The organism is Bacillus sp. M5A3_1b (assembly GCF_053345335.1).
On sequence record NZ_JBKEZY010000002.1, the window covers coordinates 32927 to 50655 of the forward strand.

The following is a 17729-nucleotide window of genomic DNA, read 5'->3' on the forward strand; positions in this document are numbered from 1 at the left end:
ATTTTACATGCTCTACGAGAAAATATAAAATATTGATTGAACAAAAAAAGATGCTTATTTATAAGCACCTTCTTCACTCTATCTCCATCAACCGTTTCGCCTCAAAATATAACACTTGAATAAATTTTTTCGTATTAATTCGTATATGGCCAGAAGTTGCTACTTCATCCTTTGTCATTTCTGTCATCCGTTTTCTAACTACAGTGAAATCAAAAAACTTCGGAGCATAGCTTTCAAATTTCGGATTTGAAAAGTCTGTTAGTCCGAGGGAGGCTAAATGATTCAATGATTGATAAATTGCTCTGCGCACTCTTTGTTCAGATGCTTTTTTCTCTTTATCAATATCCGTATGTAAAGCTTCATCCCCTAATTTCTTTATCGTAATATAGTGAAAAATATCTTTTAACGCAGGAAAGCCAAATTCAAATGTTTGCGCCTTTTCTTGTCCGTATAAATATTCCAGCATACTAAGTAAATCTTTACTTCCGTTCTCTCCCGCAATACCGAGTTCTGCTAGTAAGAAGCGTCCTGAATCTGATATCTTTTTTCCTTCTTGTACTGTTTCACTACGCATTGGCGGCTTTTCCCACTGAAACACATTATTTAATGATTTTTGAATGTCATGTATAGAACGTTCCAAACGAATACGCTCCATCACTTTTCGTACAACAGATACTACTTCTATTTTGTTTAGTGGTTTTGTAATATAATATTCCACACCAAGTGTATACGCCTCACCAATGAGCTGTTTCGATTCAACTTGGGAAATCATAATAATTTTCCCAGTAAATGAAGACGCTATATGACGAACTGTTTCAATGCCGTCTCTCATCGGCATTAGTAAATCAATAAATAAAATATCTACTTTTTTATAATTTAGCTGTTCTGCTTCAATAAACGCTCCATCTTCCGATTCTCCAATTACTTCCCCAAGATCGCCATCCTCAATAATTTGCGAAAGCATTGAACGGAAAACTTCATCATCATCTACAATATAATAAAACAAACCTATTCCCCTTCCCGCTTTAAACTGCACACCGGTAAACAAACGATAAACTTACACCCTTTTTCAGTTTCATTGTCTTCTAACCTTACTTCTCCGCCGAGCTCTGTTACCATTTCGTGTATGTAAGAAAGTCCAATACCTGTTGACGGTGTTCCTGTTTGATCATACTTGGAAGTAAACCCGGGCTTAAATACTAATTTCTTATACTTTTGTGCAATACCAGGGCCATCGTCAATTACTTCAAAGATTACATGTTGCTCTCGTTTATATAACTTAATACGAATGAGGCCTCTATCTTCAATTGCTTCCACTGCATTGGCAACTAAGTTATTAAAGATTGATAGCACTGTATACACGTGATATGCAGCGTGTTCACCTTCTATATGTTTTGAAAAACGTATATCTTTCCCTAGCATTTCAGCATATTTCTCATTTATTCTTACGATCATTTCTGTAAGCTCATGTCCTTCTACATACTCAGCCACATTTTTATCTAATAACAGTTTAGATAATCCTGCAAAAATCCTTTGATTATCCTTTTTTATTTCGTGCACTTCTCCTGCTATTTTCAATGCTGTTTTACTACTGGAATCATCATCTGTCTGTAAATTTCGATATAGTTGATATGCTTCTTGTGTAATCAATTCTGCATTTTGTAACGTTTTTTTCAAGTGAACAGATTCTACATATAAATTTGAAAGGTGCATGAACATTTTTTCATTTTCTTTTCGGACTTGTGACTCTTTTAATTTCGTTTCATATAAAATCATCATATTTAAAAAGCCAAGTGCAAAGAAACTACGAAAAATAGCAATAATAATTAATTTGTTCACTTCAGAAACTGTTATTATTGTACCGAGTACTACCATATGATAAATCGCAAGTTCTGACATACTTGCGATAATTTCAATTGTAATTCCAAGGCACCCAATAACGATTGGTTTCTGATGAAACTTATTCACCCTACAAAGTGAAAAAAGACTTCCATAAATAAAATAATAGAAGAACACAGGATAGCGCAAATAAAATGATTCTGTCATATGAAATGAACCTTGCATGATCCAATCAAGGCATACACGGAATAAAACGACACATATACCGACAAGAATACCTGCAGCCGCTGCTGGTATTCTTCTTAAAAATAATAATAAAAAGAAGAAAAGCGGTGTCCCAAAGCTAACGCGAAACGTATCGTTAAAAGGATGAAAATTAAGCTCTCCAGCAATCGGAACAACAACCATTAATATAATTAAAAGGGATATATCTTTCTTCCATAATTGATTCCAATTCAAAGGTGCCACTTCCTATACTTTTTTCGGTAATAAAAATGAAAGCCCGCTTATTTTTATAAACGGGCTTTATTTCTATATTCTAACCTTTTCTACTGCTTTTATTTGGCGGTACTCCGGCTCCCAGATTGCTTCTTTCACTGCAATCTTGATATCGTTATCACTTAAGTTCTCTCTAGCAACACCTTCTGCAACAGCAACTTTCGCTACTTCAATTGCAACCATTTCCGAGATATTACGTAACTCTTCAACCTCTGGCAAAATAGGTGCTCCTGGCTGACTTGTATCTACCATGCTTGCAACTGCTTCAGCAGCTGCTGCGAACATTCCATCCGTCATGACGCTTGCACGTACAACAATTGTTCCAAGACCAAGACCTGGGAAAATAAGTGCGTTATTTGATTGTCCAATCACATACGTTACACCATTGTATGTAACCGGTTCAAATGGACTTCCTGTTGCAACTAATGCTCTTCCTTCTGTCCACTCGATTAAATCAGTTGGTTTTGCTTCAGCAAGTGGCGTCGGATTCGACATCGGTAAAATGATTGGTCTTTCTACGTGAGATGCCATTTCTTTAATAATCTCTTCTTTGAATGCTCCTGCAACAGTTGATGTACCGATTAAAATTGTCGGTTTTACATGCTTCACAACTTCAGCAAGTCCGATCACATCATTTTGCTTCCACTCATTTACTTCCGCTTCTTTTCTTGCATATGGAATTTGGAAATCAAGAAGATCTTCCATATTATCTGTAACTAATCCGTTACGATCAATACACCAGAAACGCTTATATGATTCTTCTTCTGACACACCTACGCGGACCAAAGCATCTCTAACTTGATCTGCAATACCGATTCCAGCCGTACCAGCACCAAACACAACAACGCGGTGTTCACTTAATGGTACACCAGAAGCTTTCACTGCCGATAACACAGCAGCAAGTGAAACTGCACCTGTACCTTGAATATCATCATTAAATGTACAAATATCATGGCGATATTTATCTAAAATTTTTCGTGCATTTCGAGAGCTGAAGTCTTCCCAATGTAAAAGTGCTTTCGGGAATTGTTTATTTACCGCTTGTACAAACGTATCAATAAATTCATCGTAAGCTTCACCAGTTATACGAGGGTGACGATTTCCAATATAAAATGGATTGTTTAATAGTTCTTCACGATTTGTACCTACATCTAAAATTACCGGTAATACACGACTAGGATCGATTCCAACTGCGGCCGTATAAACAGCTAATTTTCCGATTGCGATGTTTATACCACCAACGCCCCAGTCACCAATTCCAAGTATGCCTTCTCCATCTGTAACAACGACTAAATCAATATTTTCTGCTGTTGCACCGATATTGGCGAAAGCTTCTTCAATACCCGACGGATCGTTAATTGATAAATACACACCACGCGGTTTACGGTATTCATGACTATATCTTTGAATCGCTACACCAACAGTTGGTGTATATACGATTGGTAACATTTCACGTAAATGATTTGTTAATATACGATAAAATAACACTTCGTTTCGATCATGTAACGCTGTTAAGTATACATTCTTTAATAAATCGTCCGGCTGAGAACAAAATTGTTCATACGCTCGGCGTGCTTGTTCTTCTAATGTTAAAACCGCTGGCGGTAATAACCCTTTTAAACCTAATTCTTCTCTCTCTTCTTGCGTGAAAGCGACCCCTTTATTTAAAAGTGGTGTTGATAATACTTCTACTCCTCTTAATGTCGTTTCTAATGAACCATTAGAAGCTACTGTAAACTTACTCATAACATCCCTACCTCTATTCATATATAGCATTTCTATATTGTAAACAAAAAAGAGGGGATTGTCCCCCCCTCTTCTTTTAATTTTTCTTTAAAAGAGTTGCTCCTGCAATCCCTGGGTGTGTCATTTCGAATGGATCTAGAATTAACTCTAAGTCTTCTTGTGACAGTACACCGTTTTTCACACAAAGTTCTCGAACGGATTGACCTGTTGCAATTGCTTCTTTCGCAACGCGAGCTGCTGCTTCATAACCGATATGAGGGTTCACGGCTGTAATAATTCCTACACTCTTCTCAACATACTCTTTTAAGCGATCTTCATTCGCTTCAATTCCTTTTAAGCAATTATCTGTAAAGGCACGGAAACCGTTATTCATAATGCTAATAGATTGAAGTAAGTTGAAAACAAGTACTGGTTCCATAACGTTTAATTCTAATTGTCCTGCTTCTGAAGCAAGGCAAATTGTATGGTCGTTACCAATTACTTGGAACGCAATTTGATTAATTACTTCTGGCATAACAGGATTTACTTTCCCTGGCATAATAGAAGAACCTGGTTGACGAGCTGGTAACATAATTTCTGCTAAACCAACACGCGGACCTGATGCCATTAAACGAAGGTCATTCGCAATTTTAGACATATTCATCATACATACTTTAAGTGCTGCTGATACTTCTGTGTATGCATCCGTATTTTGCGTTGCATCTACTAAGTCTTCTGCACCAACAAGTGGTAATTCACTGATTGCAGCTAAATGTTTTACAACTGCTTCAATATATTCTGGATCTGCATTTAAGCCTGTACCAACTGCAGTTGCTCCCATATTTACTTCATATAGATGTTGACGTGATTGCTTGATACGTTTCATATCACGTTCAAGTACGCGGGAATACGCTTTAAATTCTTGTCCAAGACGAATTGGCACAGCGTCTTGTAAATGTGTACGACCCATTTTAATAACATGATCGAACTGCTCTGCTTTTAATTCAAATACATCATGCATATACCCCATCGTTTGTAATAAACCTTCTAATGCGTTTAATGTTGCGATATGAATCGCCGTTGGGAATGCATCGTTTGTTGATTGCGCCATGTTTACATGACTATTTGGACTAATATAATGATAGTCTCCCTTTTCCATTCCTAATAATTCAAGAGCACGATTGGCCATGACTTCATTTGCGTTCATATTCATTGAAGTACCTGCTCCGCCTTGGATTGGATCTACGATGAAATGATCATGCCATTTTCCATCAAGAATTTCTTGAGCAGCTTCTGCGATCGCGCCGCCCTTGCTCAATTCCAATCTTCCTACATCTGTATTAGCAAGCGCTGCAGCTTTTTTTACAATTGCGAACGCTCTAATTAAACCTTCATGGATTTTATATCCTGTAATTGGGAAGTTTTCAACTGCACGCATTGTTTGTACACCGTAGTATGCATAATTCGGTACTTCTTTTTCACCTAAAAAATCTTTTTCAATTCGAACACCATTTTTAACTTCAGTTAATGTTGCCATGATTATTCACTCCTTAACGATTTCTTATGCTGCTTTTGTTTCTTTGACTGTTTCTACATATTGTTTTGCTTTCTCATCATCGAATTCGCCTTCCCACTTCGACATAACAATGGCCGCTAATGCATTTCCTAATACATTGACAGATGAGCGAATCATATCTAAAATGCGGTCAATTCCCGCAATTAACGCGATACCTTCTAGTGGTAACCCCATTGAACCTAACGTTGCTAATACAACAACGAAGGATGCACCTGGAACTCCCGCCATACCCTTGGATGTTAACATGAGAACGAATAATAACGTTATTTGCTCTGTCAGTGACATGTGCACACCGTACATTTGTGCAACAAACAATGCTGCTAACGCTTGATAAATAGCCGATCCAGTCAAGTTAAATGTATAACCTGTCGGAATTACGAAAGAGGCAACTGCCTTTGGACAACCGAATTCTTCCATTTTTCTCATTATATTAGGTAAAACAGCTTCTGAACTTGCTGTCGTAAATGAAAGAATGAGTTCTTCTTTTAAAATTTTCATTAATGTAAAAATGTTTACGCCAACCATTCGTGCATTAATACCTAATACAATCACAACGAATAGTATAACAGTTACGTATACAGCTAGCACTAGTTTTCCTAAAGGAAGTAGTGTTGCTACACCAAATTTTGCAACCGTAACCGCAATTAATGCGAATACACCAAATGGTGCAAATTTCATAACTTGATTTGTAACCCAAAACATCGCTTCGAGTACACCTTCAAAGAAGTTAAAGACAGGCTTCCCTTTTTCTCCAATTGCCGCAACTCCTAAACCGAATAATACGGAGAAGAAAATAATCGGTAATAAGTCACCTTGTGAAATCGATTCAAATACGTTTTTCGGTACAATATGAACAATCGTTTCTGCAAAGCCTTTCTTCTCTGTAGCATCTGCCGTTTGTTTATAAGAAGAAATATCACTTTGCTGTAAATTACTCATATCAACGCCAGTACCTGGTTGGAATATATTCGCCGCAAGTAATCCCATTAAAATAGCAATCGTCGTAATAATTTCGAAATAAAGAATTGTCTTACCACCCAGTTTCCCAAGCTTCTTCATATCTCCTACACCAGCTACTGCAACAATTAATGCTGAAATAACAATCGGTACTACAATCATTTTAATTAAGTGAATAAATATATCCCCAATTGGTGTGATATAAGAAATCGCCGTTTTATTGCCATAAAAGACTGCCCCTACTACAATCCCTAGAACAAGCGCGACAAAAATTTGTGTTGCCAATCCGAATTTTTTCATTTATGTTCATCCCCTTCATGCGAACGCTTTCAATTTGAATTTATAAAAGCTACTCACACATCTTATAAGCGAACCTACAAAATCATACAAAAACCTACAAGTTCGTCACAAAAAATTCGAAAATTTTTCTTTTCTTTTTCATTGACACCTTTTTATTAAAAAGAGATACAATATACTTGATAAGTAATCAGATTGTTTCGTATAATCAAAAAGATATACACTTACAATAAATCGAAATGAAAAGGAGTGGATGGTATGAAAAATTATGTACAAAAATTCGTCCTATCTTCTTCTTTTCTTTTTCATTTTCTTAAAAAGGAACAAAGGCATTTGCCTTTGTTCCTTTTTTATTGCGATCTATATAGGAGGAATTGTTATGAAGCCATATAAAAGAGTATTAATTAAATTAAGCGGCGGCGCACTTGCTGATCAATCCGGAAATAGCTTTAACTCCAAAAGATTAGAACATATCGCAAACGAAATTATATCCATTATTGACTTAGGTATCGAAGTATCCATTGTCATCGGCGGCGGTAACATTTTCAGAGGTCATCTAGCTGAAGAATGGGGCATTGATCGAGTAGAAGCTGATAATATCGGTACGTTAGGTACAATCATTAACAGCTTAATGCTTCGCGGCGTCTTAACAAGTAAAACAAATAAAGAAGTACGCGTTATGACTTCCATCCCGTTTAATGCAGTAGCAGAGCCTTATATTCGCCTCAGAGCAGTACATCATTTAGATAACGGTTATGTTGTCATTTTTGGTGGCGGTAACGGGCAGCCGTTCGTTACGACAGATTATCCAAGTGTTCAAAGAGCCATTGAAATGAATAGTGACGCAATATTAGTCGCAAAACAAGGAGTCGATGGCGTCTTTACTAGTGATCCAAAACATAATAAATCAGCAAAAATGTACAGAAAACTAAACTATAACGATGTTGTTAGGCAAAACATTCAAGTCATGGATCAAGCCGCTTTATTACTTGCTCGTGATTACAATTTACCAGCACACGTCTTTAACTTTGATGAGCCGGGGGTTATGAAAAGAATTTGTTTAGGTGAGCATGTAGGGACTTTGATTAATGATGATGCTTCATTGCTTGTGCATGAAAACTAATTATCTCTCATTAAAAAAGGGTGTCTATAAAAGACACCCTTTTTCATTAACCTTTATAAATAAAAATCCACTAATCCTGCCACTTTCTCCTTACAACGCTCCCAAAACGATAACTTCTCAAAAAATTGTTTCGTCATCTCTTTCGAATCACGAAAATCTTTTGTTAATGCCTCATTCACTTCTGACACGATAGTCCCACCGTGAATATACAAATTCATCTCATCATTTATATAAAAGCTACGTGCAGTCATGTTCGTTGTACCGATAACAGTTAGTTCATTATCAATTAACATTAACTTCCCATGAAACATTCCTTTTTTATAACCATATACTTTAATTCCATTATTAACAGCTTGACGAATATAAGGATATGCTGCCTCTTTAATGAGAGGAATATCTGGTTTATATGACCAAAGTATTTTCACTGTAACACCACGTTTTTGCGCTTCAATTAAAGCATTCATAAATTCTTTATTTTTCGCTATAAAATAAGGTGTTGTAATTACGATTGAATGCTTCGCTTGTTGTATTAATTCGATATATGTTTCAGCGACGTGATGTCCATTGTAGCAAGCCATCGTATGTAATGTATTCCCTTTACTCGCTTTATTCGTACTTCTCTTTATATGTTCTTTCGTATCTCGTTTCCAATCTAAAGCAAATTGTTCTTCTAAATCTTTTGCTCCTTCCCCTTTAAGCCTCACATGATAGTCACGCCAATATCCAAATTTTTTATCTTTCCCCAAATATTCATCCCCTATATTAAAACCACCTGTATAGCCAATCTCTCCATCAATCGTCGTAATACGGCGATGATTACGATGGTGAAGTGAATAAAATCCGAATGGCAATTTAGGTTTTCTACTATATGTAAAATGTACACCACTTTCCCGCAATTCATTTATCATCTTGCTTTCAAATGATAAATCATTAATGCGATCAACGGATAAATAGACGTTTACTCCCTCTTTTGCCTTCTCTTTTAATAAGTTTAAAAAAGTATGGCTACTTTTATCATCCGACAAAATAAAAAAGTACGTGTAAATAGATTGCTTCGCTTCCCTTATATCAGTAAATAACTGTTTATAAAATGACTTTCCTTCTACAAATAATTGAAAATCACTATAATGAGGTGCATACTCTGTCGGCATGTTTTTCCCAGCTTCCATTTTCCTACCTAAAGTAACATCGATATGCATCCAAATTACAATAAAAACAACAATAGCAATAATAATAGAAGTAACTCGCAATATTTTTTTAATCATTTTGATTTCCTTCCGCTCATTTTCTTTCTACCCTTCTATTTTGTCATTCCAATTTAGATTTCATGCTTCATACAAAAAAGGATGTGACTTAACGTCACACCCTTTTCATATTAAACAAAGTTTCTCGCATCATTATTTCTTCCAAACTTATAAATAGCAATTAAGAAGAATGCTACCGCAAAGGCAATCAAGATTAATATATTTAAATACAAATCTGAAATAGGAATTCCTTGTTGTAGTTTTGATACCGTATCTAATAGCCATCTTTGCGGAAGAAAATCAGCTACTTTTTGCACTGCTTTCGGCATAATATCATACGGAAAATAGCATCCAGCGAGTAAACATGTCGGTACAATGATCATATTTTGCAGTGCGTTTGCCGATGCTGAGTTTTTCGAAAAAGCGACAAGCACTAACGATATTCCAATCGCTATTAAAGCAAATAGCATGAGTACACCAATCATCACGATGAAAGGCATATTGATATTTATATGAAAAACATTCGTTAGGAATAAGATTGTAATTAGAATTTGTACTGTTAATAGCATCATATTTACCCCGATATTAGATAATATGAACTTCTTCCCATCTATCGGCGTTGATATGAGTCTAAAATACGTTCTATTCTCTTTTTCTTTTAAAATCTGACCAGATAAGTTCGCTGCTGAAAACAACATAAACATAATAAGGTAACCCATCGTTTGGTTTGTCATATCTTTATTTTTCGAAGTATCTTCTAGCGTTTCAGTTTTCATTTTAAATGCACTTTTTTGATACCCAGCGTACATATTATCAAATGCACTTTGATCTGTTCCTGCTACTTTACTAATAGCTGCTACATTATCAATATAATTGTATAAATATGATTTTATAAAGCCTGTTACTTGATCACCTTTAATCGATGAAATTTCAATATGATTTGGTTTCCCTTCTCGAACACTTTTTGCAAAACCAGAATCTAATGTAATAACTCCATCAAGTTTTTTGGAAGTGAGTTTATCTTCTACTTCAGATTCTTTAATTTTACTTACCTTTACATGATTTAATCCTTCTAAAAATTTCACCGTATCATTTGCTATAGATTGATTTTCTTTATTTATAACCCCGATATTTAACGTCCCTTGCCCCACATTCCCATACATTGAGAAGGAGATTAGCGTTCCGATTATCGGCAAACTAATAATAATGAATAACCCTTTTTTATTTTTCAAAAGTACAGATAACGTTTTTTGTATGAGCCATAAAATATCTTTCATACTATAGCCCCTCCCGTCTACGTAATGCAATAATTGCAATTAATAAAAAGAGTGCCGAAATTCCAAGGTTTAAACATATTACTGGCAATGCTGCTCCTACATCATTTGCATAAATAATTTTCATAACAGCTGTGTTCGCCCACGTTAATGGTGATAAATTCGTAACGAAATTTTCTTCTATTACGAAATATGCACCACCAAAAATAGAAGCTAATTGCACTACTACCATAATAATTGCTCTTGATGATTCCGGTGTTTTTGTAATATATCCGATTCCTAAACCGAAACTAATTGCTAAGAAGACTTGTGTTAATAAAATAATAAATATGATTCCAAGATGGTCGCCCCAATTCGCTTGAAAAACAAATTTACTAAATAACATGACGAGTAATATGCACAGAGCATTTGCTACTAGGCTACCAAGTACTTTTCCAATGAATATTTCAGCCTTACTTATAGGCGCAGCAATGAGGCGATCTCCTGTTTTACGTATTCGTTCTCCACGAATTAAAGAACTCGCTCCCATCGCAGCATATAGTGCAATCATCGTCGTCATTACAACCGCATAGTAATCCATAGAACCTGGCTTTTTCGCAGCTTGTAAAGATGTTTCTTTTATATAATCATTATGATTTCCGCTTGAAATAACCGCGCTCACCTTACTAGGATCAACTTTTGCAGCTTCGGCCGCTACATTGTACTTATCAATAAATGTTGTAAGCATGCCTTCCACAATACTTCCCTCAATACTACTTTTGTCACTTCCGTAAAATTTCGCACCATCTTTATTTAATTCTACATAAGCAGCATATTTATTTTGCTTCACTTCTTCTTTCCCATCTATACTGCCGGAAGCTTTTTTAAAATGAATACCCGATTTATCGACTTCTTTCGTAAATGCTTCGAACGATTGAGAAAACGTGCTACTCGCTTCATCTTTGTAGAGCACTTGTATATCTTTAATCGATTGACTATCGCTATCAAATGCATTCGTTAATGCTGTTCCTAACACAAGCATAAGTACAATCGGAAATGCTAACATAAAAACTAAAGTTCTTACGTCTCTGAAATCTCTTTTAATATGCATAACTGCAATATTGAAGATGTTCAATTGATGAACCTCCCTTTACCTTTTCTTCATTTACCTTTTATTTATCTCGTAAGTTTCTTCCAGTCAACGTAAGGAATACTGTTTCTAAGTTCGGGGCCTGCTCCTCTAACGAACGAATTTCAATGTCATGATTAATGAAATGCTGAATAATTTTATTTAAATTATTTACTCCTGCATCCGAGTTTACCTTGATTACGTTCTCTTCAACTTGAACAGCTTTCACACCGTTTATCTCTTTTAACTTTTCTACATCTAAATTTTCTATTGACTTCACTTCAACCCAAATATCTTTCGTATCAGTAATAATCGCTTTTAACTGTTCTTTCGTTCCTTCTGCAATTACTTTACCGTGATCTACAATTGCTATTTTCGTACAAATCTCTTCTACTTCTTCCATGTAATGGCTCGTGTAAATAATCGTACTTCCCATTTCATTTAATTTTCGAACAGACTGGAGAATATAGTTTCTTGACTGCGGATCAATCCCAACTGTTGGCTCATCCATAATAATTAACTTCGGTCTATGAGCGATTGCGCAAGCGATATTCAATCTTCGTTTCATCCCGCCAGAAAAGTTTTTCGGGTAACTTTTATGCTTATCACTAAGCCCTACAAATTGAAGTGCTTCCTCTACTCTCGCTTTTAGCTCAGCTCCTCTTAACCCATACAGTCCAGCAAAGAATTTCACATTTTCATAGGCAGTTAACTCTTCATAAATCGCAATATCTTGTGGAACGATACCGATATTCATCTTCGCAAACCGATTATGTTTCTTTATATTTTTTCCTAATATGCTAATTTCGCCTTCATTACTTCTTAACAACCCGGCAATCATATTTATCGTTGTACTCTTACCAGCACCATTTGATCCTAAAAAGCCAAATATCTCTCCTTCTTTAATAGATAAAGACATATTATCTACCGCGATGAAATCACCAAATTTTTTCGTTAAATTTTTAATTTCTAATGTATTCATCATTTCACCCCTATTTCGGTTTCTCTGCTTTTAGTATAAACAAAAAAAATGAACCTGCTCAGTGCAGAAGTTCATTCTTTTCACATGAGATTATTCACTTTTTTCATATGAGATGATTCATCTTCGTCCCATTTTCTTATATCGGCAACAGCATCGTTACTGAAAAGCCACTTGTTCCATCTACAATAATTTTTCCGTTTACTGATGCTGTTCGCTCCTCCATCCCCATAATCCCGAGACCTTTCTTAACGAGAGCTGCACCTTTTCCGTTATCCTTCACTTGTACTTTCACCATCTTGTTAAGTACATGAATATCGATTGAAATGACTGTCGCATCAGCATATTTCATCGCGTTCGTTAGTGCCTCCGTAACATTTTCACCGATAATCTTCCACTGAATCGGTGAGATCATATCTAAATTCCCTTTATATACGAAGGGGATATTTATATCATGCTTACCGGCAAATTCCTCTATGAATAATTTCATACGATGAATGCCAATTTGCTCCGTTGGTGGCTTCATATTTTTTAATGTAACTCGAATACTTTCAATTCCATCTTTCGATATATGAATTGCATTTTGTAATAACTCGGCAGATTTTTCTTTATCTATCCCCATTAATCTCTTTGCTGCTTCCATTTGAATTAGCGCCCCTGTCATCGAGTGACCAATTTTATCATGAATTTCTTGTGATAACCGATTTCTCTCTTCTAACTTAAATGTGTACTCTGATTGCTTTATGTACTCTTTATTTTCATGTAAGCTTTTCGTCAGCCGCTGCATATCTTTTCGCATCTTATCATTTTGTGATTCAAGCTTTAATACACGCGATATATACCGTTCTGCCATAGTTAATACGATGAAAGAAAATGTAGCAATTAATCCATATGTCATTCGAATACTTTCTTCTGTAAAGATAATAGGAATCATCATAATGATAAAGAGCTGCCATTTCTTCTCTATATAACGAAATATAACTTCATATAAGTTCAATGGTAAAAATAAAATAAAAAATGGATGAACCTTCCATGTAAATAATATAACTATGCCAATTGACAGACTAGATAATATGTTTTTGTACGTATCTTGTTTAAATATAGAGATCAGCACATTTACAGAAAGATATAAAAGCAAAGTAAGTATAATCCACGGTAAGTTCACAACATTTAAATAAATGTAACTAAACACAATATATATGAAGACAATTAATTTACTTACAATTAACCAAAATTCCATATCTTTAATCTACTTTCCCTGTTAAATAATAAATCGCAATTTGTGTGCGATGTTCAAGTCCAGTTTTCCCTAAAACTGATGTAATATAATTTGCAATCGTTCCTTCTGATATGAAAAGTTGCTTTGAAATTTCTTTATTCGAGAAACCTTTCGCAATTAATGCGATAATACTAAGTTCTCTTTCTGTAAAAAGACTTGTATCTATTTTACATTCGTCCTCTTTGCTTTCCATTAAATTGCTCTTAATTTTATCAAGCACTACATCTTGCATAACAGTTTGACCGTTATATACTCCTTTTATTGCATCACGAATACGCTCTGGATCATTATTTTTTAATAAATAACCTTTCGCCCCGTTTTTTACTGCGTCCAAAATATATTCATCATCATCGAACGTCGTTAAAATTAGCGGTTTCGTTTTCGTCCCTTCACAAATGAATTTCGTTGCCTCTACCCCGTTCATATTTGGCATGCGGACATCTAAAAGAGCGATATCAACGTCGTTCTTTTCGCAATATTCCACTGCTTCTTTCCCATCATTTACTGTATCTACAACTTCGAACTCTTCATATGTATTTAAAATAATTTTCATGCCTTCTCTAATAAAAGAATTATCATCTGCTATTAATATTTTAATTTTCATGTTTGTTAGTATGGACCTTCCCCTACTAATATTCACATCCTTTCTTCACGTAACATTTCCTACTTGCTCATTATATACTTCTCTTTACCATTTTTTCACACCTTTTTTCGTATAGCTTCCTTCCTAAAAATATATTATTCTTTTTTTACAACATGTGTAGGGTGACCGATCATTTCTTACGTCTATATAATAGAATGCGTCAAAAAGGAGGGAGAGACCCATTGAGGAAAAACAATTAATTGAAAAAGCACAGCAAGGAAGCGAACACGCTTTTCGTATCCTTGTGCAAACATATCGTCATTATATTTTTCAAGTTATCTTTTCTATTTTAAGACATGAAGAAGATACGAAAGATGTTACACAAGAAGTATTCGTAAAAATTCACGCCTCTCTCCCTAATTATCAATTTCGCGGATTAAAAACTTGGATGGCGCGTATTGCCACCAATCACGCTATTGATTATAAGAGGAAAAAAGCTAGAGAAAATGAAGAACTCTCCTTATGTAAAGAAACTGAGGAAAATATAAAATCCTCTCATAACGTTGAGGATTTATTATTGACGAAAGAGCAAAAATTACTCATTGCTCAAAAACTGAGAGAACTTCCCGAAAATTACCGTGACGTCGTTCTCGCACATTACTTAGAAGAAAAAAGTTATCAAGAAATTTCTTTACAGGAAAACATCGAAGTAAAAACAGTCGAAATGAAACTGTACCGGGCAAGAAAATGGATTAAAAAACATTGGAAGGAGGAAGAGTTTCTATGATGCATTATTCAAAAGAGGATTGGCGCAATTATACTTTAGATTTTATAGAAAGCAATGGACGTGAATCTATGGAAGAACACCTTTATGAATGCGATCATTGTTTAGCACTTTATATGGAAAGTATCGATGAACAACATGAAAACCTTCCAATGATAAATGATGATTCATTTACGAACGAAGTTATGACGCAAATTAATTTTGAAACGCTACAACCTAATGAAAATATAAAAACAAACTCACTAAAGCGCACCATTATTCACTACATAATTGCGACTGCGGCTACAATTATTTTTATGGTAAGTGGTTTATTCCAATATATTTTCACAGCGACATCAAATTTCGAGAAATCTTCAAAACATAACGAGTCTTCTATCTCACAACAAATTGTAAACAAATCGGTCGACACATCAAAAAAGGACGGAGGTTCAAAACATGAATAAAAATCCCTTTTTAGCACTTGTATTAGGGCTAATTCCCGGGCTTGGACATTTATATTTAAAGAAATTTGGACGGTTTATTTTATATAGTGGAGGGGCTGTATTTCTATTTATCTTTGCAGCATTTTGTACAATAGCATTAGGTGCGCGTGATATTGCTTTTCTTTCTCTATTTTTACTAGTCGTCTTATGGACAATCAATTTATTAGATTTAGTTATCACTATTATTAACCAATCGAAAAAACAAGCAGCCGGAGAATTTACAGAGTCCTCTAAAGAAAGCGAACGATTTTATATCATTCTTCTATCAATCATCCCTGGACTTGGACATTTTCAATTAGGACTTATGCAACGTGGACTTACATTTTTAGTAGCTTGCACAGGAATCGGAAGTATGATTATATTCGTTGCACTTTTAACATCGCAAGAAAGTTTCCTTATCTTCCTTATTACATTACCTGTTTTATGGATTTATAACTTCTTTGATGTTGTTCAACAACTACAGAAAAAAGAACGCGGAGAGCAACTAGATGATCGTACTATTTTCGAAGATTTTGAAGAACATCGAGAACAAGGAAAGAAAAGTAAAACATTTGCTTCTATTTTAGCGATGTTCCCTGGAGCAGGACATATGTATTTAGGTTTACAACGTCGTGGTCTTCAGCTTATGGCAGCCTTTTTACTATCAATTTATTTACTCGACTTATTAAGACTTTCTGCGTTTTTATTTTTAGTACCAATCATTTGGTTTTATAGCTTTTTCGACGCTTTACAGCAAACTGCAAAGTATGGAAAAGAACGTGTACATGACGAACCTATCATTGATTATTTTATCAATCATCAAAGATGGATTGGTATCGGATTAATTGCTTTAGGTGGTTATTATTTATTAAATCAAACAGTCCTTCCTATTTTGAATGATTATTTTGTAACTATATTTAATATTCATCTTAGCGAACTATATTATCGCTATTTCCAAACATCTATCGTTGCACTCTTCTTAATTGGTGGCGGCTTTAAATTGTTACTTGGAAATAAAGAAAACAAAGGTGGGACAAGCGAATGAGGACTTGGCGTGTTGGAACATTCTCAATGGGGCTTTCTATTATATCGTTAGGATGCTTTTTACTATTTTCAGTCGTAAAAGGAATTCAAGTATTAGATACACTAACTGCATGGTGGCCGGTTTTACTTATCATACTTGGAGCTGAAGTTTTACTATACCTTCTATTCTCTAAAAAAGAGCAATCTTTTATTAAATATGATATTTTTAGTATTTTCTTTATCGGCGTTTTAGGAAGTGTCGGAATTGCTTTTTACTGTTTATTATCAACTGGATTACTAGAAGAAGTTCGTCATTCTATTAACACAACGAGGCAAACGAGTAATATTCCAGACGGACAATTTGATATACCTGAATCTATCAAAAAAATTGTAGTGGATGCAGGACAGCACCCTCTAACAATAGAGGGTAATGATACAAATCAAATTCATCTTTTGGGAACTTATGAAATGACGACGAAAGCAAATGAAAAACTCAATTTAAAACGAGATGATTTCCTTTCCGTTCAAACGGCTGGAGAAACGATGCATATCACATTAAAATCATTACCTGTTCAGCATACGTTATTTAACTCGGCACCACAGGTGAAACCAACACTCGTTCTTCCGCAAAATAAAAATGTGGAAATTCGTGCTTCAAATAACGAGCTATCTCTTTATCCAGGTCAATTACAAAACAATTGGTTTGTACAAGAAAGCTCAAGAGTGTCTGTACATCTTGCAAAAGAGAGTGATGTATCTTTAACAGCAGTAACGAATCAAAAAGAAACACACGGAAGCACACCTTGGGAACAAGTAGAAGATTTAACGAAAAAAGAAAATACTTCTTCAGAAGAGCATCCAGAATTAAACAACCAAGAACATTGGTATAAAAATTCGATTAAAACCGGAAATGGGACGTACAAGTTAAATATTGAGAAAGCTTACAATTTAAATATGAGCGTTATTGAAAAATAAGAAA

At 35.0% G+C, this 17729-nt stretch carries 16 protein-coding genes; 5 read left to right on the forward strand and 11 right to left on the reverse strand.

Features of this window, described 5'->3' with window-relative positions; all coding sequences use genetic code 11:
- Positions 1 to 73 precede the first annotated feature (73 nt).
- The 5 genes from ACLBWW_RS06325 to ACLBWW_RS06345 form a co-directional block, all read right to left on the reverse strand.
- The gene (locus tag ACLBWW_RS06325; RefSeq protein ID WP_048543316.1) at positions 74 to 1006 is read right to left on the reverse strand and encodes a response regulator; all 933 of its coding nucleotides are present in this window, start codon (positions 1004 to 1006) and stop codon (positions 74 to 76) included.
- Positions 1007 to 1008: 2 nt separating this feature from the next.
- Positions 1009 to 2307: a sensor histidine kinase gene (locus ACLBWW_RS06330; protein ID WP_088110198.1), complete on the reverse strand. Its 1299-nt coding sequence runs from the start codon at positions 2305 to 2307 to the stop codon at positions 1009 to 1011.
- Between the two features lie 63 nt (positions 2308 to 2370).
- A complete protein-coding gene (gene malS / locus ACLBWW_RS06335; RefSeq protein WP_048543318.1) occupies positions 2371 to 4083 on the reverse strand; it encodes an oxaloacetate-decarboxylating malate dehydrogenase in 1713 nt (570 codons plus the stop codon).
- A gap of 76 nt (positions 4084 to 4159) precedes the next feature.
- Positions 4160 to 5599: an aspartate ammonia-lyase gene (aspA, locus tag ACLBWW_RS06340; protein ID WP_048543319.1), complete on the reverse strand. Its 1440-nt coding sequence runs from the start codon at positions 5597 to 5599 to the stop codon at positions 4160 to 4162.
- Between the two features lie 24 nt (positions 5600 to 5623).
- Positions 5624 to 6895 carry a cation:dicarboxylate symporter family transporter gene (locus ACLBWW_RS06345; RefSeq protein ID WP_048543320.1) on the reverse strand — a complete coding sequence of 424 codons (1272 nt, stop codon included), beginning with the start codon at positions 6893 to 6895 and terminating at the stop codon, positions 5624 to 5626.
- 376 nt (positions 6896 to 7271) lie between these two features.
- Here ACLBWW_RS06345 and pyrH point away from each other — a divergent pair, with 376 nt between their 5' ends.
- Positions 7272 to 8015 (forward strand): UMP kinase, encoded by a 744-nt coding sequence (gene pyrH / locus ACLBWW_RS06350; protein ID WP_048543321.1) that lies wholly within the window; start codon positions 7272 to 7274, stop codon positions 8013 to 8015.
- 53 nt (positions 8016 to 8068) lie between these two features.
- Here the strand turns inward: pyrH and cls are convergent, their stop codons facing one another.
- The 6 genes from cls to ACLBWW_RS06380 form a co-directional block, all read right to left on the reverse strand.
- The gene (gene cls, locus ACLBWW_RS06355; protein WP_447613945.1) at positions 8069 to 9280 is read right to left on the reverse strand and encodes a cardiolipin synthase; all 1212 of its coding nucleotides are present in this window, start codon (positions 9278 to 9280) and stop codon (positions 8069 to 8071) included.
- A gap of 110 nt (positions 9281 to 9390) precedes the next feature.
- Complete coding sequence (locus tag ACLBWW_RS06360; RefSeq protein WP_048543323.1) at positions 9391 to 10536, reverse strand: ABC transporter permease; 1146 nt, start codon at positions 10534 to 10536, stop codon at positions 9391 to 9393.
- A 1-nt stretch (position 10537) separates the two neighbouring features.
- Complete coding sequence (locus ACLBWW_RS06365; protein ID WP_447613946.1) at positions 10538 to 11647, reverse strand: ABC transporter permease; 1110 nt, start codon at positions 11645 to 11647, stop codon at positions 10538 to 10540.
- Positions 11648 to 11684: 37 nt separating this feature from the next.
- Positions 11685 to 12623 (reverse strand): ABC transporter ATP-binding protein, encoded by a 939-nt coding sequence (locus tag ACLBWW_RS06370; RefSeq protein ID WP_098068137.1) that lies wholly within the window; start codon positions 12621 to 12623, stop codon positions 11685 to 11687.
- 136 nt (positions 12624 to 12759) lie between these two features.
- Complete coding sequence (locus tag ACLBWW_RS06375) at positions 12760 to 13860, reverse strand: sensor histidine kinase (RefSeq protein ID WP_098131899.1); 1101 nt, start codon at positions 13858 to 13860, stop codon at positions 12760 to 12762.
- A 4-nt stretch (positions 13861 to 13864) separates the two neighbouring features.
- Positions 13865 to 14503 (reverse strand): response regulator, encoded by a 639-nt coding sequence (locus ACLBWW_RS06380; protein ID WP_447613947.1) that lies wholly within the window; start codon positions 14501 to 14503, stop codon positions 13865 to 13867.
- 283 nt (positions 14504 to 14786) lie between these two features.
- On the opposite strand from ACLBWW_RS06380, the gene ACLBWW_RS06385 reads away from it, so the two are divergent.
- From ACLBWW_RS06385 to exsE, 4 genes are read left to right on the forward strand one after another with little or no spacing between them, the layout of a single operon-like run.
- A complete protein-coding gene (locus tag ACLBWW_RS06385) occupies positions 14787 to 15269 on the forward strand; it encodes an RNA polymerase sigma factor (protein WP_234931839.1) in 483 nt (160 codons plus the stop codon).
- Positions 15266 to 15709, forward strand: a complete 444-nt coding sequence (locus tag ACLBWW_RS06390) for a hypothetical protein (RefSeq protein WP_048543328.1) — start codon at positions 15266 to 15268, stop codon at positions 15707 to 15709. Before ACLBWW_RS06385 ends, ACLBWW_RS06390 begins: the two co-directional genes overlap by 4 nt.
- Positions 15702 to 16772, forward strand: a complete 1071-nt coding sequence (locus ACLBWW_RS06395) for a hypothetical protein (RefSeq protein WP_048543329.1) — start codon at positions 15702 to 15704, stop codon at positions 16770 to 16772. The genes ACLBWW_RS06390 and ACLBWW_RS06395 overlap by 8 nt, the downstream gene beginning before the upstream one ends.
- Positions 16769 to 17725, forward strand: coding sequence for an exosporium protein ExsE (gene exsE, locus ACLBWW_RS06400; RefSeq protein WP_048543330.1), 957 nt, complete (start codon positions 16769 to 16771; stop codon positions 17723 to 17725). Before ACLBWW_RS06395 ends, exsE begins: the two co-directional genes overlap by 4 nt.
- Positions 17726 to 17729 lie beyond the last annotated feature (4 nt).